Source organism: Elioraea tepidiphila DSM 17972, from assembly GCF_000378465.1.
GTDB lineage: Bacteria > Pseudomonadota > Alphaproteobacteria > Acetobacterales > Acetobacteraceae > Elioraea > Elioraea tepidiphila.
The window spans coordinates 99,474-124,621 of record NZ_KB899915.1 but is presented as its reverse complement, the minus strand read 5'-3'; the positions used below and the strand labels follow the sequence as shown (position 1 = coordinate 124,621).

General features: G+C 71.5%; 25 protein-coding genes. 6 read left to right on the top strand and 19 right to left on the bottom strand.

The window, feature by feature from the left end; translation table 11 throughout:
* Nucleotides 1-39 precede the first annotated feature (39 nt).
* Genes F563_RS0106475 through F563_RS0106445 form a run of 7 tightly spaced genes read right to left on the bottom strand, consistent with a single transcriptional unit; the run spans nucleotide 40 to nucleotide 7,679 of the window.
* Nucleotides 40-1,362 (bottom strand): NAD(P)/FAD-dependent oxidoreductase, encoded by a 1,323-nt coding sequence (locus F563_RS0106475; protein ID WP_019013841.1) that lies wholly within the window; start codon nucleotides 1,360-1,362, stop codon nucleotides 40-42.
* Nucleotides 1,363-1,373: 11 nt separating this feature from the next.
* Nucleotides 1,374-2,186, bottom strand: a complete 813-nt coding sequence (locus F563_RS0106470; protein WP_019013840.1) for an ABC transporter permease — start codon at nucleotides 2,184-2,186, stop codon at nucleotides 1,374-1,376.
* Nucleotides 2,173-3,051 (bottom strand): ABC transporter permease, encoded by an 879-nt coding sequence (locus tag F563_RS0106465; protein WP_019013839.1) that lies wholly within the window; start codon nucleotides 3,049-3,051, stop codon nucleotides 2,173-2,175. The genes F563_RS0106470 and F563_RS0106465 overlap by 14 nt, the downstream gene beginning before the upstream one ends.
* A complete protein-coding gene (locus F563_RS0106460) occupies nucleotides 3,035-4,093 on the bottom strand; it encodes an ABC transporter ATP-binding protein (RefSeq protein WP_019013838.1) in 1,059 nt (352 codons plus the stop codon). Before F563_RS0106460 ends, F563_RS0106465 begins: the two co-directional genes overlap by 17 nt.
* A 34-nt stretch (nucleotides 4,094-4,127) precedes the next feature.
* Nucleotides 4,128-5,183, bottom strand: coding sequence for an ABC transporter substrate-binding protein (locus F563_RS0106455; protein WP_019013837.1), 1,056 nt, complete (start codon nucleotides 5,181-5,183; stop codon nucleotides 4,128-4,130).
* Between the two features lie 49 nt (nucleotides 5,184-5,232).
* Nucleotides 5,233-6,036, bottom strand: coding sequence for an enoyl-CoA hydratase/isomerase family protein (locus tag F563_RS21815; RefSeq protein ID WP_019013836.1), 804 nt, complete (start codon nucleotides 6,034-6,036; stop codon nucleotides 5,233-5,235).
* A 5-nt stretch (nucleotides 6,037-6,041) separates the two neighbouring features.
* On the bottom strand, nucleotides 6,042-7,679 hold the full coding sequence (locus tag F563_RS0106445) for a class I adenylate-forming enzyme family protein (RefSeq protein ID WP_019013835.1): 1,638 nt from the start codon (nucleotides 7,677-7,679) through the stop codon (nucleotides 6,042-6,044).
* Between the two features lie 92 nt (nucleotides 7,680-7,771).
* On the opposite strand from F563_RS0106445, the gene F563_RS23830 reads away from it, so the two are divergent.
* The 3 genes from F563_RS23830 (at nucleotide 7,772) to F563_RS0106430 (ending at nucleotide 9,928) form a co-directional block, all read left to right on the top strand.
* Nucleotides 7,772-8,506 carry a TetR/AcrR family transcriptional regulator gene (locus F563_RS23830; RefSeq protein WP_019013834.1) on the top strand — a complete coding sequence of 245 codons (735 nt, stop codon included), beginning with the start codon at nucleotides 7,772-7,774 and terminating at the stop codon, nucleotides 8,504-8,506.
* A 130-nt stretch (nucleotides 8,507-8,636) separates the two neighbouring features.
* On the top strand, nucleotides 8,637-9,098 hold the full coding sequence (locus F563_RS0106435) for a hypothetical protein (protein WP_019013833.1): 462 nt from the start codon (nucleotides 8,637-8,639) through the stop codon (nucleotides 9,096-9,098).
* The gene (locus tag F563_RS0106430; protein WP_019013832.1) at nucleotides 9,095-9,928 is read left to right on the top strand and encodes a hypothetical protein; all 834 of its coding nucleotides are present in this window, start codon (nucleotides 9,095-9,097) and stop codon (nucleotides 9,926-9,928) included. The genes F563_RS0106435 and F563_RS0106430 overlap by 4 nt, the downstream gene beginning before the upstream one ends.
* Before the next feature lie 70 nt (nucleotides 9,929-9,998).
* Here the strand turns inward: F563_RS0106430 and F563_RS0106425 are convergent, their stop codons facing one another.
* Both F563_RS0106425 and F563_RS0106420 read right to left on the bottom strand, forming a co-directional pair.
* The gene (locus F563_RS0106425) at nucleotides 9,999-10,481 is read right to left on the bottom strand and encodes a peroxiredoxin (protein WP_019013831.1); all 483 of its coding nucleotides are present in this window, start codon (nucleotides 10,479-10,481) and stop codon (nucleotides 9,999-10,001) included.
* A gap of 58 nt (nucleotides 10,482-10,539) precedes the next feature.
* Complete coding sequence (locus tag F563_RS0106420; protein ID WP_019013830.1) at nucleotides 10,540-12,579, bottom strand: protein-disulfide reductase DsbD family protein; 2,040 nt, start codon at nucleotides 12,577-12,579, stop codon at nucleotides 10,540-10,542.
* A gap of 145 nt (nucleotides 12,580-12,724) precedes the next feature.
* Between F563_RS0106420 and F563_RS0106415 the strand changes: the two genes are divergently transcribed.
* Entirely contained in the window at nucleotides 12,725-13,318 is a 594-nt protein-coding gene (locus F563_RS0106415; RefSeq protein ID WP_019013829.1) for a YqgE/AlgH family protein, read from the top strand.
* 4 nt (nucleotides 13,319-13,322) lie between these two features.
* Here F563_RS0106415 and F563_RS0106410 read toward each other — a convergent pair whose 3' ends face one another.
* Genes F563_RS0106410 through F563_RS0106400 form a run of 3 tightly spaced genes read right to left on the bottom strand, consistent with a single transcriptional unit; the run spans nucleotide 13,323 to nucleotide 16,534 of the window.
* Nucleotides 13,323-14,552: a multidrug effflux MFS transporter gene (locus F563_RS0106410; RefSeq protein WP_019013828.1), complete on the bottom strand. Its 1,230-nt coding sequence runs from the start codon at nucleotides 14,550-14,552 to the stop codon at nucleotides 13,323-13,325.
* 33 nt (nucleotides 14,553-14,585) lie between these two features.
* Complete coding sequence (locus tag F563_RS0106405; protein WP_019013827.1) at nucleotides 14,586-15,461, bottom strand: TIGR01459 family HAD-type hydrolase; 876 nt, start codon at nucleotides 15,459-15,461, stop codon at nucleotides 14,586-14,588.
* Nucleotides 15,458-16,534, bottom strand: a complete 1,077-nt coding sequence (locus F563_RS0106400) for a quinone-dependent dihydroorotate dehydrogenase (RefSeq protein ID WP_019013826.1) — start codon at nucleotides 16,532-16,534, stop codon at nucleotides 15,458-15,460. The genes F563_RS0106405 and F563_RS0106400 overlap by 4 nt, the downstream gene beginning before the upstream one ends.
* 97 nt (nucleotides 16,535-16,631) lie before the next feature.
* Here F563_RS0106400 and F563_RS21805 point away from each other — a divergent pair, with 97 nt between their 5' ends.
* On the top strand, nucleotides 16,632-17,474 hold the full coding sequence (locus F563_RS21805; protein ID WP_019013825.1) for a DMT family transporter: 843 nt from the start codon (nucleotides 16,632-16,634) through the stop codon (nucleotides 17,472-17,474).
* A 12-nt stretch (nucleotides 17,475-17,486) separates the two neighbouring features.
* Here the strand turns inward: F563_RS21805 and F563_RS21800 are convergent, their stop codons facing one another.
* Complete coding sequence (locus tag F563_RS21800; RefSeq protein ID WP_019013824.1) at nucleotides 17,487-17,819, bottom strand: hypothetical protein; 333 nt, start codon at nucleotides 17,817-17,819, stop codon at nucleotides 17,487-17,489.
* Nucleotides 17,820-17,889: 70 nt separating this feature from the next.
* On the opposite strand from F563_RS21800, the gene F563_RS0106385 reads away from it, so the two are divergent.
* A complete protein-coding gene (locus tag F563_RS0106385; protein WP_019013823.1) occupies nucleotides 17,890-18,117 on the top strand; it encodes a hypothetical protein in 228 nt (75 codons plus the stop codon).
* A gap of 6 nt (nucleotides 18,118-18,123) precedes the next feature.
* Here the strand turns inward: F563_RS0106385 and terL are convergent, their stop codons facing one another.
* From terL to F563_RS0106355, 6 genes are read right to left on the bottom strand one after another with little or no spacing between them, the layout of a single operon-like run.
* Nucleotides 18,124-19,611 (bottom strand): phage terminase large subunit, encoded by a 1,488-nt coding sequence (gene terL, locus F563_RS0106380; RefSeq protein ID WP_019013822.1) that lies wholly within the window; start codon nucleotides 19,609-19,611, stop codon nucleotides 18,124-18,126.
* Nucleotides 19,608-19,907, bottom strand: coding sequence for a hypothetical protein (locus tag F563_RS0106375; RefSeq protein WP_019013821.1), 300 nt, complete (start codon nucleotides 19,905-19,907; stop codon nucleotides 19,608-19,610). Before F563_RS0106375 ends, terL begins: the two co-directional genes overlap by 4 nt.
* Nucleotides 19,904-22,195, bottom strand: coding sequence for a glycosyl hydrolase family 28-related protein (locus F563_RS0106370; protein ID WP_019013820.1), 2,292 nt, complete (start codon nucleotides 22,193-22,195; stop codon nucleotides 19,904-19,906). Before F563_RS0106370 ends, F563_RS0106375 begins: the two co-directional genes overlap by 4 nt.
* A 12-nt stretch (nucleotides 22,196-22,207) precedes the next feature.
* Nucleotides 22,208-22,642: a hypothetical protein gene (locus tag F563_RS0106365; RefSeq protein ID WP_019013819.1), complete on the bottom strand. Its 435-nt coding sequence runs from the start codon at nucleotides 22,640-22,642 to the stop codon at nucleotides 22,208-22,210.
* Nucleotides 22,642-24,522 carry a phage tail protein gene (locus F563_RS0106360; protein WP_019013818.1) on the bottom strand — a complete coding sequence of 627 codons (1,881 nt, stop codon included), beginning with the start codon at nucleotides 24,520-24,522 and terminating at the stop codon, nucleotides 22,642-22,644. Before F563_RS0106360 ends, F563_RS0106365 begins: the two co-directional genes overlap by 1 nt.
* Before the next feature lies 1 nt (nucleotide 24,523).
* Nucleotides 24,524-25,093, bottom strand: coding sequence for a phage connector family protein (locus F563_RS0106355; protein ID WP_019013817.1), 570 nt, complete (start codon nucleotides 25,091-25,093; stop codon nucleotides 24,524-24,526).
* Between the last annotated feature and the right edge of the window lie 55 nt (nucleotides 25,094-25,148).

Here is a 25,148-nt window from a genome sequence, read left to right as displayed (position 1 = left end):
CCTGAGCCGGTTCCGACAGATCGGAGACGGCTCTTGCCGTCACGCCACCTTGCGGTCGAGCCAGTCGCGGAAGCGGTAATACGATCCGACCATCGGCAGGAACCACGGACGGCCGGTGTAGAGCGGCCGCGTCGGGAAGGAGCGGCCGTCGAAGGCCGTGACGCGGTTGCCACCGCCGAGGATCTTCCGCGCGACCTGCGCGCCGAGATAGGACAGCATCGCCACACCCGAGCCGTTGCAGCCCATCGCGTAATGCAGGCCCGATGGCGTCACACCCATGTGCGGCAGGTAGTCGAAGGTGAAGGCCGTGTTGCCGGTCCAGGCATGGGTGACGCGCACGCCCTTCAGCTGCGGCCAGCGCTCCAGCATCATCGCGTAGAGCGCCGGCGCAGACACCTCCGGCCCGACCTGGGTGAAGCGCGCGCGTCCGCCATAGAGCACGCGCGTGCCATCCGGTGACATGCGGTAGTAGCAGAGCACGCGGCGCGTATCGGAGAGCGTGCGGCCGCGCGGGATCAGGCTGCGCGCAAGCTCCGGGTCGAGCGGCTCGGTCGCGATGATGTGCGAGGCGAGCGGGATCACGCGCCGCTTCAGGTCGGGCGTCAGATCGCCGGTATAGCCGTTCGTCGCGATCATCACCTCGCGCGCCGTGATCGTGCCGCGCTGCGTCTCGACCGACCAGCTCGTGCCGTTGCGCGCCACGCGCCCCGCGCGGCAGCGGCCGACCAGCACCGCGCCGTGACGCTGCGCGGCCTGCATCAGCCCGCGGTGATACAGGCCCGGATGCAGCTTGCCGCTGCGCTCGATGCGCATCCCGCCGAAATAGTAGTCCGAGGCAATCTCCTCGCGCTGGCGCTCGCGCGGCACCATCTCCGCCTCGGCCGCGGCTTGCGTGTTCAGCAGGTCGAGCTTGGCCGCGAGTCCGGCATAATGCCTCGGCGTGAAGGCGCCGACGAACCGTCCGGACCGTTCCCAGTGACAGTCGATCCCTTCGCGCGCGATCAGCGTCTCGATATGCGTGAAGCTCTCGGCCGCATCGCCGATCATCTCGCGCACGACCGGGTCGATCTCGCCGTCGCGCGCCTTGGCGCCCGACATGCCCTTGCCGAGATTGACGCCGCCCGAGACGGCACCGCCGTTGCGGGTCGAGGCGCCGAAGCCGAAATCCTCCGCCTCCAGCACGACGCAGCGCGCGCCCCCGCGGCCGAGCTCGATCGCGCAGTTGAGCCCCGTCAGACCGCCGCCGACGATCACGACGTCCGTTCTCGCCGGCAGCTCGGCCTCGGGGTTCTCTCCGATCGGGATATCGTCCCACCAGTAGGGCCGCGCCTTGAAGTCGGGATGGAACAGCGAGCGGTCCATGGCGTCGTTCCTCAACGGGTGACCGAGCTCGGCAGTGCGCCGCGGCCGAAGATCGTCGCAAGGCCGAGGCAGAGGCAGGCGAGCAGGATCTGCAGCACCGAGACCGCGGCGATGGTCGGGTCGATCTCGAGCAGGATGTTGTCGAACATCTTCTTGGGCAGCGTCATCGAGGCGCCGGAGAGGAACATCGCGATCACCAGCTCGTCGAACGAGGTGACGAAGGCCAGGAACGCCGCCGAGACGAGGCTGGGGCGGAGCTGCGGCAGGGTGATGCGCCACACCGCGACCGGCCAGGAGGCGCCGAGCCCCATCGCCGCGTGCTCCTGCGCCTCGTCGAAGGTGCGCAGCCCGGCCGAGACCAGGATCACCACGAACGGGAGGGCCAGGATCGTGTGCGCGATCGCGATCCCGTACCACTCCCCGATCAGGCGGAGCTGCGCGAACAGGCTGTAGACCGCGATCGAGATGATGATGGTCGGCACGATGATCGGTGCGGCGACCAGCCGATCGGCGATGCGCATGCCGCGAAGGCGCGAGCGCACCAGCGCGAAGGAGAGCGGCACGCCGAGCGCCATCGACAGCGCGGTGCACAGGAACGCGACCTTGAAGCTGCGGATGGTCGATTCGATCCAGGTCGGGTCGTCGAGATAGCGCTGGTACCACTGCCAGGAGAAGCCGGGCGGCGGGAACTGGAGATAGGGCGCGGACGAGACCGAGATCGGAAACACCACCAGCAGCGGCAGCATCAGGAATGCGAACACGACGCCGGTGAACACCGTCAGCGCGATCCTGCCGCCGGTACGCCGGCGCCTAGCGCGCGGCATGGGCTTGCCCTCCCGTCAGCCGGCCGAGCGCCGCGTAGATCACCAGGGTCGCCGCGAGCAGCACGGTCGCGAGCGCGGCGGCGAAGGGCCAGTCGAGGAACTCGCGCACCTGCTGCTCGATCAGCATCGCGATCATGATCACCCGCCCGCCACCGAGCAGGGCCGGGGTGATGAAGAAGCCGAGCGAGATGACGAACACCAGCGCGCAGCCGGCGAACACGCCGGGCAGCGAGAGCGGCAGCGTGACGCGCAGGAACACGCGCCAGGCCGGCGCGCCGAGCCCCTCGGCGGCGCGCTTCAGATCGGGATCGATGCGCAGCAGCGCCGCGTAGATCGGGAACACCATGTAGGGCAGCAGCACGTGCACCATGCCGATCAGCACGCCGGTGAGGTTGTGCAGCAGCGGCAGCGGCGCCTCGATCAGTCCCCAGTCGCGCAGCATGCGGTTGATCACGCCGCTGCGCCCGAGCAGCACCATCCAGGCATAGGTGCGCACCAGCACGCTGGTCCAGAACGGCAGCAGCAGGAAGAACATGCCGAGGATGAAGCCCAGGCGCCCGGCCTGCACCAGCCAGAGCGACACCGGGTAGGCGAGGACAAGGCAGATCGCCGTGACGAACAGGGCGATCTCCATGCTGTCCCACAGGACCGCGATGTAGAGGGAGTCGAGGGCCGCCTTCTCGAACTGCGCGAGCGTGCCGTCGGCGACCGACATCGACAGCAGGCGCAGGAGCGGCCAGACGAACAGGACGCCGAGCACCAGGAGTGCGGGGGCGGCGAGCAGCAGCAGCGTGCGCTCGCGCGCCCGTTCGGGATCGGGGCGCGCCCGGCTCGGCGCAGCGCGTGCCTCAGCCACCGACGACATGCACATCCTCCGGCGCGAAGCCGAGCGGCACGGTCTCGCCCTCGGCGGCCGGCAGGGGCTCGGAGGGGCGGAGCGGCAGGCGCGCGAGCAGTTCGAGCCCGCCGTCGAGCCGGAGCCTGAGCTTGACGGAGAGCCCGAGGAACACGGTCTCGACGATGCGCCCGTGCGCACGGTTGGGCAGCGCTGCGGCCTCCGCACCCACGCGCAGCGCCTCGGGGCGGAGCAGCAGCGTCGTGCGGTCGCCGGCCGCACCCGCGGCGCGGGCGAGCGCGATCCGGCCCAGGCCCGGCACCTCGGCCGCGGCGTCGCCGCTGGCACGACCTTCCAGCAGGTTCGACTCGCCGACGAAATCAGCGACGAACCGCGTCGCCGGCCGCGCATAGACGTCGCCTGGGGTGCCCACCTGCTCGATCCGCCCGGCATTCATCACCGCGACGCGGTCGGAGAGGATCAGCGCCTCCTCCTGGTCATGCGTGATGAACAGCGTGGTGAGCTTCAGCCGCCGTTGCAGCCGACGCACCTCAAGCTGCATCGACTCGCGCAGCTTGCGGTCGAGCGCGCCGAACGGCTCGTCGAGCAGCAGCAGGCGCGGGTTGAACACGATCGCCCGCGCGAGCGCCACGCGCTGCTGTTGCCCGCCCGAGAGCTGGCGCGGCAGGCGCGCCTCGTAGCCGGCGAGCTCGACGAGGGCGAGCGCCTCGGCGACGCGCCTGTCACGCTCGGGCTTGGGCATCCGCCGCATCTCCAGCGGGAAGGCGACGTTCTGGGCCACCGTCAGATGCGGAAACAGGGCGTAGTTCTGGAACACCATGCCGACATCGCGCTGGCGCGGCGGCGCCAGCGTGACGTCCTCCGATCCGAGACGGACGGTGCCTTCGTCCGGAATCTCGAACCCGGCGACGACCTTCAGCAGCGTCGTCTTGCCCGAGCCCGAGGGGCCGAGGATGGTGAGCAGTTCACCCTCGGCCACCGTAAGGTCCACACCGGCAAGCGCGGTCACCGGACCGAACCGCCGCACCACGCCGCGCACCGTCAGGTCCACGGCGCGGGCTCCTCGACCATGATTGCGGCGGGCATCATCCGCGCCGCAGCATCCAGCGGTTCCACGCCTCCTGCGCACGCTGGCCGTGCTCGGTCCACCAGTCGACGCCGAGCCAGAACTGCTTTGCCAGGTTCTCCGGCGTGGTCGGCAGATGCGGCTTCACGCTCTCCTCGACGTGGTTCATCACGTCCGGGTGCAGGCCGGGATAAGCGAGCTCGGTCGCGTAGACGGCCTGCAATTTCGGGTCGGTCATCACCTGGAGGAAATGATTGCCCCAGACGGCATTGCGCGCGCCGCGCGGGATGCCGAACGCGTTCTGCTTGGCGCTGCCGCCCTGCCACTCTACCGCGACCGGCGCGCCACGCCGCGCGATGTCGTAGAAGCGGCCGTTCCAGCCCGAGGCGAGCACCACCTCGCGATCGACCAGCAGCTGCGCGGGCTGCGCGCCGGTGGTCCACCACACGGTCACGTGCGGCCGGATCTCATCGAGCTTGGCGAAGGCGCGCTCGAGGTCGATCGGGTAGAGCTTGTCGGGCGCGACCCCGTCGGCAAGCAGCGCGAATTCGAGGTTGTCGACCGGGTGGTTGCGCAGCGTGCGCGGCCCCGGGAAGCGCCGCACGTCCCAGAACTCCGCCCAGCCCTTCGGGTGCATGTTGTTCGGGAACACGTCGGTGCGGTAGGCCATGACGGTCGAATAGACCGACGAGGGGAAGGTGTGCGTCGTGTTGCGCACCGCCTCGGGGTAGCGCGAGAGGTCGATGATCGAGAGATCAAGCGGCTCCAGCAGGTTCATCTGCTGGGCGCGCACGAAGTCCTGCCCGCCGAGTTCGGTGACGGTCCATTCGACATTGCCGCTCTCGACCATCGCGCGCAGCTTGCCGAAATCGACCGGCGAGGTGTCGACCACGCGGATGCCGTGGCGCTTCTCGAACTCGGCGAAGTAGGTGCGGCGGAACAGGTTCGTCATCGCCCCGCCGGAGATGTTGACGACGATGCGATCGGGCTTGGCCTGCGCGAGGGCAGGCATCGGCAGTGCTGCTGCGGCCAGGCTCGTACCGAGCACGCCGCGCCGGGTCATGCGGATGGACATTGCGGTCTCCCTCTCCCGTGGTTGTGGATCATTGCAGTGCGGTCGGGCGTCACTGATTTCCCCGACGATACAGAAAGCCGCCGTCGAGCGCGTCGCCGCCGCCGGCAAGGCCGAGGCGCTGGAGGCGGTAGAGGTGCTTGGTGAAGGCGATCGCCTCGGCGCGGCCGAGATCCTGCGCGCGATAGCTCGCCTCCATCTCGACGCGCACGGCAGCGGGCGGATGGCGGCAGATCTTCGCTGCGACCGCGCGCGCCTCGTCCATCAGCCGCTCCGGCGGCACGACGCGGTTCACCAGGAACGCGCGCTCGGCCTCCTCCGCAGTGACGGGATCGCCGGTGAGCAGCATCCACATCGCGGCGGTGTGCGGCATCATGCGGAGCAGCCGCGTCGATCCGCCCGCCCCGCCCATGCCGTAGGCGATCTCGGGAAAGCCGAACCGTGCCGTGCTCGCGGCGATGCGGAGATCGGTGAGCGTGAGCAGGTAGATCAGCCCCATGCCGACGCACCAGCCGTTCACCGCGCCGATGATCGGCTTGTAGCGCTCCATCGCCAGCACGTCACGCGACCAGGAGAAGTCGTGCGGGGTCTCGCCTTCGCTGCTGTGCGGCCAGAGATGATCGGCCAGCACCTGTTCGGTGGTGGCGTCGCGGCGAGGCGTGCGGATGTCGTCGCCCGCGCAGAAGGCGCGGTCGCCAGCGCCGGTCAGGATGCCGCAGCGGATGCGCGTGTCGCGCAGGAATGCGGTCAGGGCCGCATGCAGTTCCTTGTGCATCGCCGGCGTGGTCGGGTTCACGGCACCGTTCTCGACCGTGAAGACCGCGACCTCGCCTTCGATTTCGTATCGGATCGGCATCGCCGCTATCCCTGCGCCAGCGCGAGCCGATCGATCGCGCCTTCGCGCAGATCGGCCCGCTCGGCGATCAGCACGTGCTTGGCGATCTTCTGCGAGGGCGTCTTCGGCAGCGCATCGCGGTACTCCAGGAAGCGCGGCACCTTGAAACGCGCGAGTCCGCGCGCGCAGTGGGCGAACACCCGCTCCGCCGGCAGGTCCTCTGGCGTCAGGCCGGGCCGCAGCACCAGGCAGGCCTTCACCTCCTGGCCGCGATCGGCGTCGGGCACGGGGATGACGGCCGCCTCCGCCACCGCGTCGAGCTGGAGCAGCACCGCCTCGACCTCGCGCGCGGCGATGTTCTCGCCCGAGCGGCGGATCATGTCCTTGACGCGGCCGACGATGAAGTGGAAGCCGTGCGCGTCGCGCCGGAACAGATCGCCCGTGCGGAACCAGCCGCCGTCGCGGAACGCATCCGCGGTCGCCTCCGGCTTGTTCCAGTAGCCCTTGAGGATGCCAGGGCCGCGGATCCAGAGCTCGCCGACCGCGTCGGGACCGAGCGCGCGCCCGTGCTCGTCGCGGATCGAGGCCTCGCGGAACGGCGCGGGCAGGCCGCAACTGCCGCTGCCGACCATCCCGGTCGCCTCCGGCGGCATGGTCAGTCCGGAGCCGATCTCGGTCATGCCGAAGCTCTCGCGCGCGATGCAGCCGAAGCGCCGCTCCAGCTCCGCGTGCATGTCGGGGCGCAGCCCGTAGATCGACACCCGCTTCAGCGGGTTCGCCGCGTCATCCGGTCGTTCGGGGAGTTTAAGCACCGGCTGGGGGAAGATGCAGTACTCGACACCCTCGGCGCGCACGCGGTCGAGGAAGCGGCTCGCCGAGGCGCGGGGCGCCACCACCAGCCGCCCGCCGAGATGCATCGCCATGAGCAGCAGCCATTGCGGGTCCATGTAATAGAAGGGCTGGGCCGCGAGCAGCACCCCCACATCGCCGCCGCGCGCGGCCGCGACGCGACCGAGCGTCAGCCAGTAGCGATGCGTCAGCATGCATCCCTTCGGGAACCCGGTCGTTCCCGAGGTGTATTGCAGGTTCACCAGGTCCTCGAGCCCCGGCCCATCCGGCGCGTCGGCGAGCGGATCGGCCTCCAGCAGGCTCTCCCAGGCGCGCATCCCCGCGGGCGGTCGGCCGACCACATGGATCGCGCCGGGATCGAGCAGAGGGCGTTGCGCCAGCAGATCGAGCAGCACCGGAAGCGCGCCCTCGTGCACCACGAGGTGCGCCGCGCCGCCATCGCTCAGCACATAGTCGAGCTCGCGCGCGGTATAGCCGGTGTTGATCGGGATCATGACCGCGCCGAGGCGGGCGAGCGCCAGCCAGGTGAGCGGGAAGGCGGGGATGTTCGGCAGCATCACGCCGACGCGTTCGCCGCGTTTCACCCCGCGCGCGGCGAGGCCCGCGGCGATGCGTCGCGTCGCCTCGGCGAGCCGCGTGTAGCTCAGCGCGCGCATCGGGAGTTCGTCGGGCTGCTCGATGAAGCGCCAGACCAGGGCCGATCCGTGCTGCGCTGCCTGCTGATCGACGAAGGCGCCAAGCGACGGGGCGAAGGGCGCGGCCTCGACGCGGGCGCGCATCGTCGCATGGGCGGCCAGGATGTGCTCCATCGGCATCAGCCGGGCTGCGCCTCTGCCTGGGTGGCCTGCGACACCGTGCGTTCCTCCTCCTCTTGCGGTCAGGCTCGCGATAACTGACACTGATGTCAATGTCAGAATTTCAGCCGAAGCCGAGCCTGGAGGCGCGGGCCGCGGATGACAGCCGCCACGGCCCGTTCGTCTATCGTGACGAGCTGGGCGCACGCTTGGCGCTCGCCGCAGATGAGCCCAAGACCGTGCGGACGCGGCTTCGGCTGATGGGGGCGGTCGCCGCGCTGCTCGAGGAAGGTGGTCTGCACGACCTGCGGGTCGCGGACTGTGCCGCGCGCGCCGGTCTCGCACACGGAACGTTCTACCGCTACTGGCCCGACCGCAGCGCGGCCGCGCGCGACGTGCTCGGCGACTTCATGGCGACGGTGCGGGCGCGTCGGCCCGTCAGCGCGCCGGGAACGGCGCTCTATCCGCGCATCGTCGCCGCCAACCGCTACTACGTCCGGGTCTATCGCGCGAATGCCGGGCTGATGCGCTGCCTGATGCAACTCGGCAATGTCGAGGCCGAGTTCGCGCGCATCGGCCAGGAGGCGAACCTCGCCCTCGCGGCGCGGGTGGTGCGCGCGTGGGAGCGTGCCGATCCCGCGCTCGATCTGCCGCCGCACGAGCGCATCGCGCGGGCGCTCGCCTGCATCGCGATGGTCGAGGGCGTGCTGCGCGATCTCTATGTGCGACCCGCACTCGCGCCGCTCGCCTCGATGGGCGAGGACGAGGTCGCCGACATGCTGTCGACGGCCTGGTTCCGCATCCTGTTCGGACGCGACCCGCCGCGCCGCGGCCGGAAGGCCGGCTGAGGCACGCGCCGCGGCGCCTGCGCCGCGTCGAGCTTGACGCACATCATCGCAGGAGGGCGGGCGATGCGTCCTACTCCGAGCGCGCGTGCCGGCCGAGGTGACCGGCGCGCGCAGGAACGGAGGATGTCGCATGAAGAAGCTGGAGCTCGAACGGCTTCTCCTCGACAAGGACGCGCATCGTCTGCTGAGCGAGCGGGCCGATCAGCTGAAGGCCAAGTACGGCGTCGGTCCGAGCACCGCAGCAGCACCGGCCGAACGCGTCGCCGTCATGCCCGGTCATGCCGAGATCGCGGCGATGTCGCAGGAGGACGCCAAACGCAACAACCTGGACGTCGAGACGCGGGCGGGGCCGATGCTTGAGCTCGCGCGGCTGGTGCCCGAGTTCGCCGAGGCGGAAACCAAGGTGGCCGTGCGCGCGATGACCGCCAAGCTCAAGGCCGAGCCGTCACCGGCACAGGCGTTGATCCTCGAGAACCTCGTCAACAGCCTGGTGTCGCAGGGCGAACTCGACGTTGACGGCCGGAAGCTCTTCACCGAGGCGCTGGCCGCGCTCGAAGCCGCCGACAAGGCGCGGCAGGGAGGGCGGTCATGACCCTCTGGACCCGCCTCTACGAGCACAACGACTACCGCGGGCGCTCGACCTTCGCGAGCCTGTCGTCGTCACCGGCGTCGAACACCTACCTGCAGATCGACAAGTCCTGGCTCGACGCCCAGAACCTCCACGACCGCATCTCCTCCCTCGAATTCGGCGCCAGCAGCTTCGAGAAGGGCGGCCACCTGATCCTGTTCCAGCACGCCGGATACAAGGGCCGCTACGCGCGATTCGCGGCCACGCCCGGCGCCGCCGTCTCGCGACCGAACCTGACGGCGCAGTCGTTCAACGACATTACCTCGTCTGTGCTCCTCGTGCGCAAGCACACGCGCGAGATGCCGCCGATGGCGCTCGGCGGGATGGGCACGCCGACGCTGCGTGACCAGATCGCCGCCGAGGTCGCCGCCACGCCCAACATCTCGATGCGCGGCACGCCGGTGATCTCGTGGGACATGTGGCCGAGCTTCGCGTCGAGCCAGAAGTTCGTCTATGTCGCGATCCCCGTCGTCGTCGATGTGCCGAACTGGTTCGACTACGATGCCGAAATACGCCTCTGGATCTATCTCTACGTCGACGCGGCCGGGAAGGTGCGCGGCCATGTCAGCCACTACGGCGCCTGGGTCGAAGGCGGAATCCTGACCGGCAAGCTCCTCGATCGGCTGATGAGCGAGATCCCCGGCGCGATCGGCTCGATCAACGCGCGCATCGCAAGCGCGCTGTCGCTGGTCTCGGCCTTCACCTTCGTCGGCCTCTACTACCTGCCCGGCACCGTCGCGGCGACGGGCAACACCAACGATGACGTCTCGCTGGTGCTGGTGAAGGAGTGGTAGCGGCCGGGATCATATTCGGCCACGCATCACAGCGGCGGACGCGGGCAGCCCGCGTCCGCCCAGCGCGCCATCACAGCGCCGCGAGAATCGCCTCACCCTTGCTGACCTCGAACCCGCCCGGCGCCTCGACGGCGAGATGCGTCACCACGCCGTCCTTCGCCACGAGCGCGAAACGCTGCGAGCGGATGCCGAGCCCGCGCGCGGTCAGATCGAGCTCCAGCCCGAGCGCGCGGGTCAGCACACCCGATCCGTCCGCCAGCATGACGATCCTGTCGCCCACGTCCTGGCTCTTGGCCCAGGCATCCATCACGAACACGTCGTTCACCGCCATGCAGGCGATCGTGTCCACACCCTTGGCCTTGAGCGCGTCGTAGTTCGCCAGGAAGGACGGCAGGTGCTTGGCCGAGCAGGTCGGGGTGAAGGCGCCAGGCACGGCGAACAGCACCACCGTCTTGCCCTTGAAGATATCGTCCGTGCTGACCTCGCGCGGCCCCTCGGCGGTGGCCTGCATCAGCTTCACGGATGGAATGGTATCGCCGACCTTGATCGTCATCGTACGGGCTCTCCCCTGGGTGTTGGCGCGAGCCCTATAGCCTGTCCGGAGCGATCCGTCAGCGGGCGGCCTGGGCGCTGCCGCGCGCGCGCGAGAACGCATCGAGCACGGCCGATTCGGTGAGCAGCTCCGGCAGCAGGATGCCCTGCGGCGCGGCCGGGCCATAGACCGCGTTGAACGGAATGCCGACGCGGCCGTGGCGCGCGAGATAGGCGGCGATTGCCGGATCGGGCCGGGTCCAGTCGCCGCGCATCACCCCGACCGCGCCGGAGCGGAGGCGCTCGGCGACCTCGCCGCGGTCCAGCACCATCGCCTTGTTCACCTGGCAGGTGACGCACCAATCGGCGGTGATGTCGACCAGCAGGGTCTCGCCGCTGCGCGCGCGCCGCTCGGCCTCGTCCGCCGAGAAGGCAAGGGCGGCGGTGGTTCCGCTCGCGGCAATCACGCGCGGCGGCGACGTGACGCCCGGCAGCACGACCGCGCCGAGCGCGAGCGCCGCCGCCGCCGGCAGCGCGATGCGCCGGCCGCGCGCGAGCCACAGCACGATCCCGGCGGCGGTGAGCGCCGCCGCGGTGACCAGCGCCGCCTCCTCTCCGACCTGCTTCGCGAGCACGGTGAGCAGCCAGACGCAGGTGCCCGCGAGCAGCACGCCCATCACCGCGCGCAGCCGGATCATCCACGCCCCTGGACGCGGCAGCAGCCCGGCGAGCCGCGGCGCCGCCGCGAGCGCGAGCCACGGCAGCGCGAGCCCGATCCCGAGCGCCGCGAACACCGCGAGGATCTCGCCGCTGCCGCGGGTGAGCGCCCAGGCGGCGGCCGTGCCGACGAAGGGGGCCGAGCAGGGTGTCGCGAGCAGGGTCGCGAGCGCGCCGGTCGCGAGATCGCCGGCAAGGCCGCGGCGCGGTGCGGCCTCGGCGAGCCCGTCCGCCCAGCGCGGCGCACCGATCGTGAACAGGCCCCAGAGATTGAACGCGAACAGTCCCGTCAGCGCCGCCATGAAGGCGAGGAACAGCGGTTGCTGGAACTGCACGCCCCAGCCGATCGCGCCGCCGGCGGCGCGCACCGCCGCGAGCGCCGCGCCGAGGGCGAGCATCGACAGCACCACCCCGGCCGCGGTGGCGAGCAGCGACCGCCGCGCCGCGGCCGGGCGCGCGCCCGCGAGCCCGGCAAGCCCGGTCACCTTCATCGCCAGCACCGGCAGCACGCAGGGCATGAGGTTGAGGATCAGCCCGCCGAGCAGCGCGATCAGCAGCACGGCGCCGAGCGGGCGCGTCGCCGCCGTCGCCGTCGCCGTACCCTCGATCGCGAGCGTGCCGTCCACCAGCGTCGCGGTCAGCGTCGTACCGGGCGGCAGGGCGACGCCCTGGAACACGAACCGCGCCTCGCGGCCGCCATCGCGGAGCGCGATCCGCGGCGCCGGCAGGTCGGACAGCGCGGTTGTCTCAACGAACAGGTCGGGCGCGGCGAAGGGAAGGTCCGCCCGCGCCGTGATCGCAAGCGCGCCGTTGCCCGTCTCGGCGGCGAGCGTGACCCTGGCAGCGGTGGCCGGAACCGGCACCCGTCCACTGAAGCGGTCGATCAGATGCGCGGCGGGCGAGGGCTCGGGCGGGCCGGCGCCGAGATCGAGCGCGACCCGCGCGCTCCCGGGAATGCAGATGTCGCGGCAGACGAGATACTCGACCTCGGCGCGCAGACGGGCGGCCGCGCCAGGCTCGACGAGGCGCGCCTCGATCGGCAGCACCACCTCGTCGGCGTAGCCGAAGCTTTGCAGGCCGAACAGCTCGAAGCGCTTCGGCGCGGGCCACCGGAGCACGGTCTCGGCCAGGTTGGTCGAGTCCGTCCAGGTCAGCGCCGGCGGCAGGCCCGCGGTGCCGGGGCTGCGCCAGTAGATCTTCCACTCCGGGTCGAGCCGCACGTGCAGCCCGAGCCGCAGCGTCTCCTGACCGGGCCCGACCGCGCGCGTTGCCGCCACCAGCCGGAGATCGGCCTTCTCCGCGCGCACCCACTCGCCGACGCCCGAGGCGTCGGCCGGATCGACGGCACAGGTGAACAGCCCCGCGACCAGGGCGGCCGCGGCGAGGCGGGTGCGCGCGCGCATGGCGATCTCCGACCCGGACCGTGGCGCGCCGGCCGGGCCCGTGCAAGGCCGCTGCCGGGCTCTCGCGCCGGATTGACCGCGCCATGCAGGCATCGGCACGACGCTTGTCGTCCTGGGCCCGGACGCCAACATGCTAGGCTGTGTCATGGGCAAGCTGGACGAGATCACGGACGGAGCGGATGACGGCGGCTGGCTGACCGGCCAGCTCCTGATCGCCATGCCCGCCATGCGCGACCCCCGGTTCGCGCAGACGGTGGTGTACATCTGCGCGCACTCCGCGGAGGGCGCGATGGGGATCATCATCAACAAGCCGCTCGAGGGGCTGACGTTCGAGGCGCTGCTGCGCCAGCTCGGCATCGAGCCGACGCCGCCGAGCCGGGTGATCCGGATGCACGCGGGCGGGCCGGTCGAGACGGGGCGCGGCTTCGTGCTGCACACGACCGACTGGGTGCAGGACGGCTCGTTGCAGGTGGATCAGGGCTTCGCGCTGACCGCCAGCATCGACGTGCTGAAGGAGATCGCCCGCGGCGGCGGCCCGCGCGAGGGAATCCTCGCCCTCGGCTATGCCGGCTGGGGGCCGGGCCAGCTCGACGAGGAGATCCAGCAGAACGCCTGGCTCTCGGTACCGGCGGATGAGCGGCTGGTGTTCGGCGCCGATCTCGGCGCGAAGTGGCGCGAGGCGCTGGCGTCGCTGAAGATCGACCCGCTGCTGCTGTCGGGTTCGGCCGGGCGGGCGTAGCGCCCTAGATCAGCTTCGTGCGCCGCCCCGCGAGCAGCAGTGCCTGACAGGCGAGTGCGGAAGCCAGCATGAACGCCGCGGTCGCGACGCCCGTGCCGGTCTCCGTCATCCCGACCAGCACCGTCATCACCGCGCCGAACGCCATCTGGATCGCCCCCGAGAGCCCCGAAGCGGTGCCCGCGAGCTTCGGCCGCACGCTGACCGCGCCCGCCATCGCGTTCGCCTGCGCCACGCCATTGCCGAGCGCCATCAGCATCGGCGGGCCGAACACGACGCCAAGCGAGAGCGGCAGGACCAGCACCGACGCGAGCGACAGCGCCGCGCCGAGGAAGGTCACGGCCGTGCCGGCGAGCAGCAGCCGCACGACGCCCAATCGCTGCGCCAGCCGCGCAGTGACGAAGTTCCCGCCCGCATAGGCGAGCGAGATCACGATGAAGGCGACGCCGTAGGCGGTGGGGGGCAGGCCGAGCCCGTTCACCACCACGAACGGCGCGCCGGCGAGGAAGGAGAAGAACACGCCCGAGGAGGTGGCGAAGCTGCCGGCGAACACGGCGAAGGCGGGACGGCGCAGCAGCGCGAGATTGGCGCGCAGGAACCCGGCGATCCCGGGCAGGCGCTGCGGTGCGGCGAGCGTCTCGGGCAGCCGGGCCGCGACCGCGGCGAGCAGCACCGCGCCGACCGCCGCGGTCAGCGCAAAGATCGCGCGCCAGCCGAGCGCCTGGTCGATCAATCCGCCGATCGCGGGTGCCACCATCGGCGCCACCGTCATGCCCATGAACACATAGGCCATCACCGAGGCCGCACGGTCGCGCGGGTAGCAGTCGCGGATCATCGCGCGCGCCAGCACCATGCCGCTGCACGCGCCGACCGCCTGGAGCATCCGCCCGGCGATCAGCCAGCCGATCGAGCCGGCCGCCGCCGCCCCCGCAGAGGCGAGCAGGAACAGCGCCAGCCCCGCGAGCGCGAACGGCCTGCGCCCGAAACGGTCCGAGAGCGGTCCGTACAGCAGCTGCCCGAGGGCGACGCCCACCAGATAGAAGGTGAGCGCGAGCTGCGCCGTGCCGGGCGCGACGGCGAAGCCCACCGCGAGCCCCGGCAGCGAGGGCAGCAGGATCTGCAGGCTGAACGGGCCGATGCTGGTGAGCGCCACCAGGATCCAGGCGGGCGGCGCCGCGCGCGGGCGTGCCGCAGCCGCGGGCGGGGCTGGCTCGCCCGGCGTGTCGCGCGGAGTCATGACGGCACCGAGACTACGCGCCCCGGCCGGGCCTTACCACACGAAGGCGGGGAGCGCCGCGATCGGCCTCAGACCCTGTGCCGCGGCCGCGCGTTCGAGAACCTCGGCCGGCGGCAGGGTGCCGTTCACGGCACCGAGCTCCTCGGCATGGATGCCGCCGATCACCCAGGCCCCGTCGATGCCGGCGGCCGCGGCACCGGCGATGTCGGTGCGCAGCGCGTCGCCGACCGCGAGGATGCGGCTGCGATCGGCGATCCCCAGCATGTCGAACACCGTAGGATAGATGGCGGGGTCGGGCTTGCCGAGGCTCTTCACCTCGCCGCCCATGGCGGCGTAGTCCTGCGCGAGCGCGCCGGCACAGATCACCCGCACCCCGCCGCGGATCACCTCGAGGTCCGGGTTGGCGCAGATCATCGGCAACGCCGCCGCCCGGCAGCGGGCGAGCAGCGGGCGGAAATCCTCGACCGTCTGGCCCGGCGTGTGGTCGTCCGGACCCGTGTTGAGCACGAACTCGGCCTGCTCTGGCGCGTGCACCTCGTCGAGGTCGAGCGTGTCGAACACGTTGCGGTCACGCTCCGGACCGATATGCAGCATGCGCCGGCCGAGCGCGGCGAACCACGGATCGGTGCGGTCGCGCAGAGCGAGGTGCACCGCCTCGCCCGAGGTCAGAATGCCGTCATAGAGATCGTCGGGGATGCCCATCGCGCGCATCGCCGCCTGCGCCGCACCCGACCGGCGCGGCGCGTTCGAGAGCAGCACCGACCGTTTGCCCGCGCGCCTGAGCTGGCGCAGCGTCTCCACCGCGCCGGGGTAGGGCTTCACCCCGTCATGGATCACGCCCCAGAGATCGAGCACGAAACCGTCATAGCGTTCGGCGAGGGGGGCGAAACGGTCCAGTCGCGCAATCATGCGTGGTCCTTGAGGTCGGCGCCGACCGCGTCGGCAACATGGGTGAAGCCGTCGGCGGCGAGGGCAGCGGCGAGCCCGTCGAGCAGGCGCCCGATCAGCGCCGGGCCCTGATAGGCGAAGGCGGTGTAGAGCTGGACGAGCGAGGCGCCGGCGCGGATCTTGGCGTAGGCGTCGCGGCCCGAGGCGATGCCGCCGACGCCGACCAGCACGAGCCGTCCGCGTGCCAGCCGTGCCGCCCTGGCGAGCAGGGTGGTCGAGGGCGCGAACAGCGGCCGGCCCGACAGCCCGCCCGTCTCGCCCGCGTGCCGGGAGCGCAGCGATGGCGGCCGGGCGATCGTGGTGTTGCCGATGACGAGCCCGTCCACGCCGCGCGCAATGGCCGTCTCGACGATCGCGGACAGCGCCTCGTCGTCGAGATCCGGGGCGATCTTCACCAGCAGCCGCGTCGTCGAGCCGCCAGCCGCAAGCGCGGCCTGGGCGGTGTCGAGCAGGGCGCCGAGCCGCGCGCCGGCCTGGAGGTCGCGCAAGCCGGGGGTGTTGGGCGAGGAGACGTTCACCACCAGCACATCGAGCAGCGGCGCGGCGTCGGCGAGCAGCGCGGCGTAATCGGCGTTCGGGTCCGCGCTCTCCTTGTTCAGCCCGACATTCAGCCAGAGCGGACCGGGCAGCCGCCCCGCCGCGCGCACGGCCTCGATCCGCGCGCGCACCGCCGGCCAGCCGTCGCTGTTGAGCCCGTAGCGGTTGATCACCGCCGCATCCTCGCTGAGACGGAACACGCGCGGTCGCGCGTTGCCCGGCTGCGGGCGCAGCGTCACGCCGCCCACCTCGACGAAGCCGAAGCCGAGGCCGAACAGGGGGCGGATCGCCTCGGCCTGCTTGTCGAAGCCGGCGGCGAGGCCGAGCGGGTTGGCGAAGCCGAGCCCCATCACCTGGCAGGCGAGGCGTGGATCGGCGGGGCGCCGCGCCGGCCCGATCAGGCCGCGCGCGAGTGCGGCGACCGCGAGCCGATGCGCCGACTCGGCATCGACGAGGCGCGCGAGCGGCATCAGCCGCGAGGCAAGCTCGGGGGACATCGCCGGAGGTCATGCCGCAAGCCGGCGCGTGGGGGAAGGCTGGACGCGCAGGGTTGCGGCAGGCATAACGCGGGCGCGGGGCTGAGGTGGAGGGTACGTGCGCGGCGTGGTGCTGATGGTGGTCGGGATCGCGCTGTTCGCGCTGACCGACGTCACCACCAAGTGGCTCTCGGCCGGCTACGGGGCCGCGCAGGTGATCGCCATGCGCTGCGGCACCGCCCTGCTGGTCGCAGGGCCGATCGCCTGGCGGCAGGGCGGGATCGCGCCGCGGCGGCTGCCGCTGCACCTGCTGCGCGGCGCGCTGATCGTGAGTGCGGCGTTCTCGTTCTTCCACGCCTTCGCGCGGCTGCCGCTGTTCGAGGCCTATGTCGTTTCGTTCACCGCGCCGTTCATGACCATGGCACTGGCGGTGCCGTTCCTGGGCGAGCAGGTGGGGGCTGCGGCCTGGGCCTGGGCCGGCCTCGGCTTCGGCGGGGTGATGATCTCGGTCGCGCCCGGACTGACCGGCGGCGGCGCGGCGCTCGGCTATGGCGCAGCGCTGATCGGCACGGCGAGCTATGCGGGGATGAAGATCGTCACGCGCCGGCTCGGCACCGGCGAAGGACTCGCCGCCGCCATGGCGGTGCCTGCTGGGCTGGGGGTGCTGGTGGCGGGACCGCTCGCGGCCGCCGCCTGGGTCGCGCCGCCGGCCGAGGACGCGGCTCTGCTGGTGCTGAACGGCGCGCTCTGGGGTGTGGGCAACGCGGTGGTGACCGCGGCGGCGCGCGCCGCCGAGGCCTCGCGCATCGCGCCGATCGACTTCACCGCGATGGTCTGGGCGGTGGTGTTCGACGCGGCGTTCTTCGACGTCCGCCCCGGCCCGGCCGAGCTCGCCGGTGCGGCCGTGGTGGTGCTGGCCTGTCTCGGCCACCAGCACGACCAGCGCCGGCGCCGGGCGTAGGACGACGCGCGGCTACTCGGCGAAGACGTCGCCCGCGTCGCGTCGGCCGCGCGCGCGAGGGCCCATCACGTCGAGCTTCTCCTCGATCCGCATCAGTTGCAGCGAGACCCGCCGGTCGAGCTCGCGCATCAACTGCACCGGCACGTAGCCGCGCGCGACCTCGAGCTTGAATGCCGCGAGTTCCTCGCGCAGCCGCGCCACCGTCTCGCCCTGGCGCTGCTCGACGCGATCGATGCGGGTGATCAGTTCCTTCTTGATGTCCCACATCATCTTGAACAGCCCGACCAGGATCGGGACCTCGATGACCCTGATCCACCATTCCAGGCTGATGCCGGTGGGGTCCATGTTACTCTCCTGCGACGGCCATCGGGGACGCTTGCGCGACCGCGCGGCGTGGCCGATATCGGGGGACGCGATGTGGAACGAGCCCTATCTCGAGACCTGCTGCCGATCGGCGCTGAACCGGCTGAAGATCGCGCGTGCGCTCGGCCGTCCGCCAGGGCTCAAGGACGGACCGTGCCTGGAGCGGCTCGCGCGGATGGGGCTCTGCTGCGAACGCGACGATGGCCGCTTCGAGATCACCGAGGCCGGGATCGAGCGCCACCGCAGCGAGATCCTGAAGCAGCCGCGCGAAGCCGCCTGACTCCCGTCACGGCTTGAAGTCCTGCCGGGCGGTGAAGCCGCCCGACGGCACGCGCCAGTCCTCGGTGCGCGCGGTCGCCGCGCCGCGGCCGAGGCGCATCTTCTCGTTCAGGATCGCGCCGGCGACCGCATCGAGCCCGTCATCATGCGCGCCCTTCGATCCGGTCGGGCGCCATTCGCGCATCTCGGCGATCAGCGGGGTCGCGAACACCGAGCGATGCGCCCAGAGCCGGCGCGCGGCGAGCAGCGGCTCGATCGCGCCCAGGATGCGCTCGGCCTTGCTGCGTGTGCTCGCCTTCTCCAGCACGGTGCAGGGCACGCGCGCCTTCGCCATCTCGGCGCGCAGCAGCCCCGGCAGGAAGCGGCCGAGCCCGTTGTTCTCGACCGTGAGCGACGGCAGGTGCAGCTCGGCCGCGAGCCGCACCACCTGGCGGCAGAGCTGGGTCGCGGCATCGGTCCCACCCGCCGGGTCGTGGGTGAGATACGCGACCCGGTGCAGGTAGTGATGGTTGTCGGCATCGAGGAACACGGCCGCGAACACGGAACGATCGCCCGCGCCCGGCACGCCGAAGGCCGGGTCCCAGAACGCGCTCGCCGAGATCAGCGTGCGATCGCCGAGCAGCAGCCGCAGCCCGGCATTGGCCATGTGCAGCGTGAGCTCGTCGTCGTAGGGCATCAGATCGGCCGGATCGAGCCGGGCGTCCTCGGGCGGCTGCGGCACGAGCTGCATCTGTGCGGCGAAGGAGCGTGGGCCGACGCGCGTCTTCAGTTCGGCGATCTTCTCGTCACCGAATCGGTCCGGCCAGGCCGAGCGCCCCTCCGCATCCACCAGCGGGATCACGAGCTTCCTGAAGCCGGCCAGATGGGCGGGCGGCTGGCCGGGCTTGCTCTCGGTCCGATAGATCGTGTCGGGCGTGTGCGGCGTGCCGATATAGAGCAGTGTGCCGCCCGGCACGAGGATGTACTCGATCTCGGCGAGCCGCGCGCGCAGCTCCGCGCGCTTCTCGGCGGTGTCGCTGTTGCCGGGCACCTCGATGTCGTCGCAGATCACCACGTCCGCCCGGCTGCCGGTGATGTTGCCGCCGATTCCGCGCGCGATCATCGACGGGTCGCGCGACGTTCCGGGCCGGTTCACCGTGAACCGGTCGGCCGCCCACTCGCCGCCGTGGCGCGGATGCAGGTGGCGGCAGAACGGATGGCGGCGGATGATCTGGCGCACATTGCGCACCATCCGGGTCGCGAGCGACTGTTCCGCCGACAGCACCATCAGCCGCAGATCGGGGCGGTTGGCGAGCAGCCACGCGCAGTAGAGCCCGACGACCGTCGATTTGCCGGCGCCGCGGAAGCACATCAGCAGCAGGCGCGTCTCGTTGCGGCGCCAGGCATGGCCCAGCCAGCGGGCGATGCGCAGGTGATGCGCCGGCGTCGTGTGGTTGTTCAGCCGGTTCCAGATCCAGACGAACTCGGGGAAGCGGATCTCGATCGGTTCGTTCATTCCTCCTCCTCATCGCGACCCGCGATGGCGCCCACCGCCTCACGCGCCACGGCCAACGTCGCGAGCCGGTCATCGGCCGTATCGCCGGTGCCGGGGGCGGGGGTCTCGGTGATGCGCGCGATCTTCAGCAGCAGGTCGAGATGCGCGAGTGCCGCCTTGCACGCGGCATGGTGCGCGGCGAATTCCTTCGGATCGGTGCTCCGCGGCTCGGCCTGCGCGAAGGCGTGGTAGGAGGCGATCGCGCGCTCGATCGCCTGATCCACCTGCGTGGCGACAAGGCCCTTGAGCCGGTTCACGCCTTGGTCACGCGGACCCGCAGCGTGCCTCCCGCGAGGTCGATGGCGGAACCGGCCCGGTTCCAGGCCACGACCGTCACCGTGTTGGCCGCGCCGACCGTGGCGAGGAACAGGATCGCCGTGGTCGCGACCGAGAAGGAGGCCTGCACGAGGTCGCCCGGGCTCGCGCCAGGCACGGTCATGTTGAACTGCGCGGTGGCGCCGGCGGCGATGCTGGGGGGATCCCAGGCGGCTTCGGCGATCAGCTCGCGGCTGCCATGCGGCAGGTTCGGCAGGCCGTAGAGCAGCGCGGGAGCGTGGCGCGGTTCGCAGTAGAGCCTGAGGGCCCGCGCTTCGTAGTCCTGATCGACGCGGCAGATGCCGATGATCGCGGTCGCGACCTCAGGGGCGAGACGGACCGCCTGCAAGCGGGTCAGGCCCGCATCCGTCATGTCGGCCGATCCCTGCCACCAGCGTGCGGCCGCGTTCCAGACCAGAGACTGGCCCGAGGCGCGCGCCATGACGCCGGCACTGTCGGTCAGCAACGCGCCGGCGGCATCGAAGCACTGCACGAACAGGCGCGGCGCGTCGGCATCCACCGCGAGCGCGAGATCACGGCAGGCGCGCGTGTCGACGACGAAACCGAGACCTCGCGCCGCCGTCATGGTGACGCCGCGCGCGGTCGGCGTGTAGCCGGACAGGCCCGGGAAGGCGAAGTCCTCGATCTGCGTCGGCGAGCCGGAGACGCTGGCGCTGACGCAGGCGAGCTGATCGAAGCCGGTCTGGCTGGGTGCCCAGCGGAACGCCGCGGCGCGCAGGTTCGGCACATTGCCGATCAGGCGCGTCGCCTCGACATGCGCGCCCGCCTGATGGCGCGTGCGCAGCACCGCCCCCGCGCGCGTCACCGCCGCCCCGTACTCGACATCGAGCAGATAGCCCTGGCTCGCCCAGGCGACGTCGTAGAGATGATCCTGCGCATTGCCGAGATGGCGCGCGACGATCGGTGAGCATCCTTCCATGCGCATGTCGCGCGCGATCACCGCGCGGCTGTCCACCTCGACCAGGAAGGGGATCGCGCTGTTCGTGCCCTGCTGGCGCAGCTCGAAATTCGGCGCGTCGAACACATGGCGGTTGTGCGCACGATAGGCGCCGGGCTCGGCGGAGAGGCGCACGCCGAACCGGTCGAGTGCCGGCCAGGTCGCGGAGCTGACGGCGAAGTGTCCGCCGTGATAGCGCACCGAGGCGTTCCACCCCGCAGCGGTGCGGCAGCGGATGTCGAGCGCGATCCGGTTGTCCACCAGCCGCCCGAGGATGAAGCTGCTGTCCTCGACGCCGCGCTGGTCGCCGAGCGTCTGCACCCCGATCGTGAAGTTGCGCGCCTCGGCGATGTGGATCAGGCTCGTATCGACGTTGCACACGCGAACGCCGATGTCGCGCTCGTCGAGCCAGTCGGACAGGGTGGCGCGCACCACCCGGATGCCCCAGTAGAGCTTCTCGCCGTTGCGCACCGCGCCGCCGTCACCGAGGGTGAGTGCCGGGCCCGGCTCGGCCTGCTCCGCGACCAGTCGCCCGCGCATGATCAGGCCGGCCGCCCCGCCGGGCAGCGTCACACCGCGCACGATGCGGAAGCTTCCTTCCGGGATGAGCACGGTGCGGCCGAGCGCGGCGGCGGCGTTGAAGGCGGTCTGGATCGCGTCCGTGTCGTCCGCCAGCCCGTCGCCGGCAGCACCGAAATCGGCCACCGAGAACGCCTCGGTGAACTTGTCCTGCATCGTGCGCGGCACCGCACCCGCGCCGTCCTGGCGGAACAGGCCCTGGGTCGTGCCGGCCTCGGCCGGGTAGAGCTGCAACCCGCCCGCCGCATCGAAGCCGAGCAGGCGCGAGGCCCGCGCCGCGCGCACGGGCAGCACCGGCGCGGCACCGGCGTCGGTCGGACCGAACTGAAGCGCGCGGCCGAGATCGTCGGCCACCTGCTGGAGTGCGGCGATCTGGTAGTCGAGCTCGTCGTTCAGCACGCGCGCGCGAAGCTCGCCATTCTCCTGGAAGTCGCTCGTGCGCTGCAGCACGAGGCGCCGGCGCAGCGTGATGAGCGTGCCCGCCGCCGGTGGGACGCTGAACGTGACCGTCCCGCCCGTGGACTGTCCCGCGCCCGTGACGGTGAAGCCGCCTGACTGCCGCGCACCGTCCAGGAAGACCTCGAGATCGGCGCTCTTGAAGATCGGGAACGGAAAGGTGAAGCCGGTCTGCGCGCCCGAGGCGACGTACTGCACCCGCGGCGCGACATCGCCGATGACGATATGCTCGGACATCGTTGGGCCCCGTCAGAGGTTGAGGAGCGAGCGGAAGCTCGACGAGAAGCCGGTCGCGAGCTGCGAGCCGACGCGGATGAACGGGCTGAGGTTGAGCTGGTCGTCGAGCAGGCTCCGCCGTCCGGCGGCGATGCGCAGCGCGAACTGCTGGTCGCTCGCGGCCTCGCGCGCCTCGGCTTCCTCCTCCAGGCCGGAGAGGAGGGCGGCGCCCGAGCCCTCGGCGGCGCTGACGCCGCCCGCGGCGAGCCGCGCGCGCGTGGACGCGATCGTGCGCGCCAGCATCTCGCGGCGCTGGCGCGCGGCCTCCTCGTTGCCGAGCCGGAGCTGAGCCTCGCGGTTGGCCTGCAGCTCCTGCTGCTGGCGGCGCTGCGCCTCGGCCTGCTTCTGCGCGGCGACCAGTCCGGCAACGCCGGTGAGCAGCGAGGCGACGGGAACGAGCTGTGCCATCAGGAGTTCAGCCTCATCTCGGTGGTGACGGAGAGCAGCGTCAGCGGCAGAGGCACGTCGCCCTCGATGCGCCAGAGCGGCCGTGTGGTGTCGCGCCGCCAGCCGAGCGCGCGGATGGTCCTGTCGCCGGTGAACGCCGGCGGCGCGGCATCGAGCATGAGCGCGCCGAGGCGACGGAACGGCACCGCCTCGGGGCCGCGGCCGAGATCGACCGCGAGCGCAGCCGTCTCGAGCAGCCGGAACGTGACCGAGACGAGGCGGACCGGGCCGGTCCGTCCGCCGTACTGCGTCATCAGTTCCGGCGGCAGCGGCTCGATGACATGCGTGTAGGCGAGGCCCGCCTGCACGTCGCGCGCCGGCGGATCGGTGGTCACGGACCCGTCCGTGACGGTCTGACGGCCGCGCGGTGCCCCGTCGGCCACCACCAGCACCTCGCGTCCGGCGAGGTGCGCAAGCCCCGACCAGGTGGTCGCGCCTGTGGGGTGGGTGCCGGTCATGCCGGCATCGACGCCGAGCGCCTCGTCGAACCGCTCGAGCCGATGCGCACCTTCGCGCTCGACCACGACGTACACCGCGCCATCGACCTCGCCGACGGCCCGCAATGCGCCCTCGGTCTCCTGCTGCGTCCAGGCCGTGACCTGCTCGGCGCGGAACAGCGTCAGCGTCGCCATCCGCCCGTTCGCCATCACGAGGTGCAGCAGCCGCCGCGTCTGGTCGTAGGCCATCGACACGGGTGTCGCGACGATGTGGCGCGCCAGCACGGCGAGATCGGCGGCCTGGTAGGCCTGCTCGACATCGGTGTAGGCGAACTCGTGCACCGACCGGCCGGAGCGGCTGACGAAGATCGTCGCGCCGTCCACGTCCACGGGTTGGATCGTCCGTTCGACCATCGAGCCGACGCGGGTCTGGCGGTTGAGCTGGATGTTCGCCGGGGTCAGCGGATCACCCGAGACCATCCACTCCGCGCCGGAGGTGAACACCTGCAGATGCCGGCCCGAGAACACGGCGCGGATCGCGTTCACTTGGTCGGACACCAGGGCGAACTCGATCGCCTGATCGTCGAGCCCGGTGCCGAGGTCGAAGTTGAACAGGGTGCCGGTACGCGACAGCCAGAGCCGGTTGGGCAGGTCGCGCGAGCCGCCGATCACCAGCCGGTCCTGGTGGAAGCAGACGCTCGCCGGCCAGCCGCGCACGGCCGAGAAGGCGGCTTCGTCCCAGTCCTGGGTGGGACCGGTGACCGCGAGCGTGTCGATGACAGTCGCGACCGCGGAAGCGGGATCGTTGAGCGCATCGATGCGCACCCGCTTGCGGCCGATCCTGAAGACCACGCCGATATGGCCGGCGGTGAAGATCGACGCCGACGCCGTCAGGATCGTCGATCCCGTGGTCGCCGACGGGCTCAGCGTCACCTCGGCCGGGGCGAAGCGGTGATAGGGCTCGGCCTCGAAGCTCCAGGGCGCGATCGACCAGGCGACATGGCTCGTGCGGGTGATCCGCTGGGGCGGCACCTCGGGATGCACGACGAGCAGCGTGTCCGCGCTCTGGGTCCAGCCGAGCTGCGGAAGCTGCGCCTCGGTCCAGGGTGTCGCGATCGAGGCGACCTCGACATCGCCGCGCCAGACGCCGAGCCGGCGGTCGGTCAGCACCAGCAGGTAGGTCTGCTCGGTCGAGAACTCGAAGGCGATCAGCCGCGCGGGTCCCGGCAGCACCCCGAGATGGCGCAGGCCGGGCCGGCGGCGCACCCCGCCCGTGGGCAGGATGAACACGTTGGTGAGCCGGGCCGCGCCATTCTCGTAGGCGCGCAGATCCGCCCGCCCGAGCAGCTCTGGCGAGAGCTCGCCGGCGGCGAAGCTCGTCTTGATCCGGCGGATCGCGGACATCTCAGCCGCGCGCCCCGATCAGCGAGAAATCCTGCACCGCGATGGGCGTGTCCTGCTGGCTGTCGGTGAGCCGCGCGGCGCGGAACTCGGCCTCGGCCAGCTTGAACATCAGCTCGGCGCGCGCGGTGTTCTCGGTCAGCGGGATGACGAACTCGGCGGCGAGGCGCGCGATCAGCGCGCCGTCGAAGAACGGCGGGAAGGCCTGCTCGGGCGGCCGGAAGATGTAGGTGAGCACGATCTCGGCCGGATCGGCGTGCAGCCGGTTCTCGGCGATGCGGTAGGGCACGCCGCGGCCCTGCCCGCCCCGCCCGGCGGAGAGCGCGCGCAGGAAATCGGGTGGCAACTGGAAGGCGTGCGCATAGTCGGCCATCGGGGCCGCCGCGAGCCGCGGCAGCGAGGTCTGGGCGGTTGCGAAGCTCCAGGGATAGGCCGAGAGCAGCGCGTCGCGCACCGAGGGGTACAGATTCGCGGCGACCTCGGCCTCGGCAGTGCCTTCGTCGAACGAGGCGATGGTCGCAGCGCCGATCTTGATCAGTGCGCGCGAGCAGAGCGCGAGGGCGGAGAGCGCCATCGGGGGAACTCCAGCGGACGGACGATGCGAGGACCCTCACCCCTGCCCCTCTCCC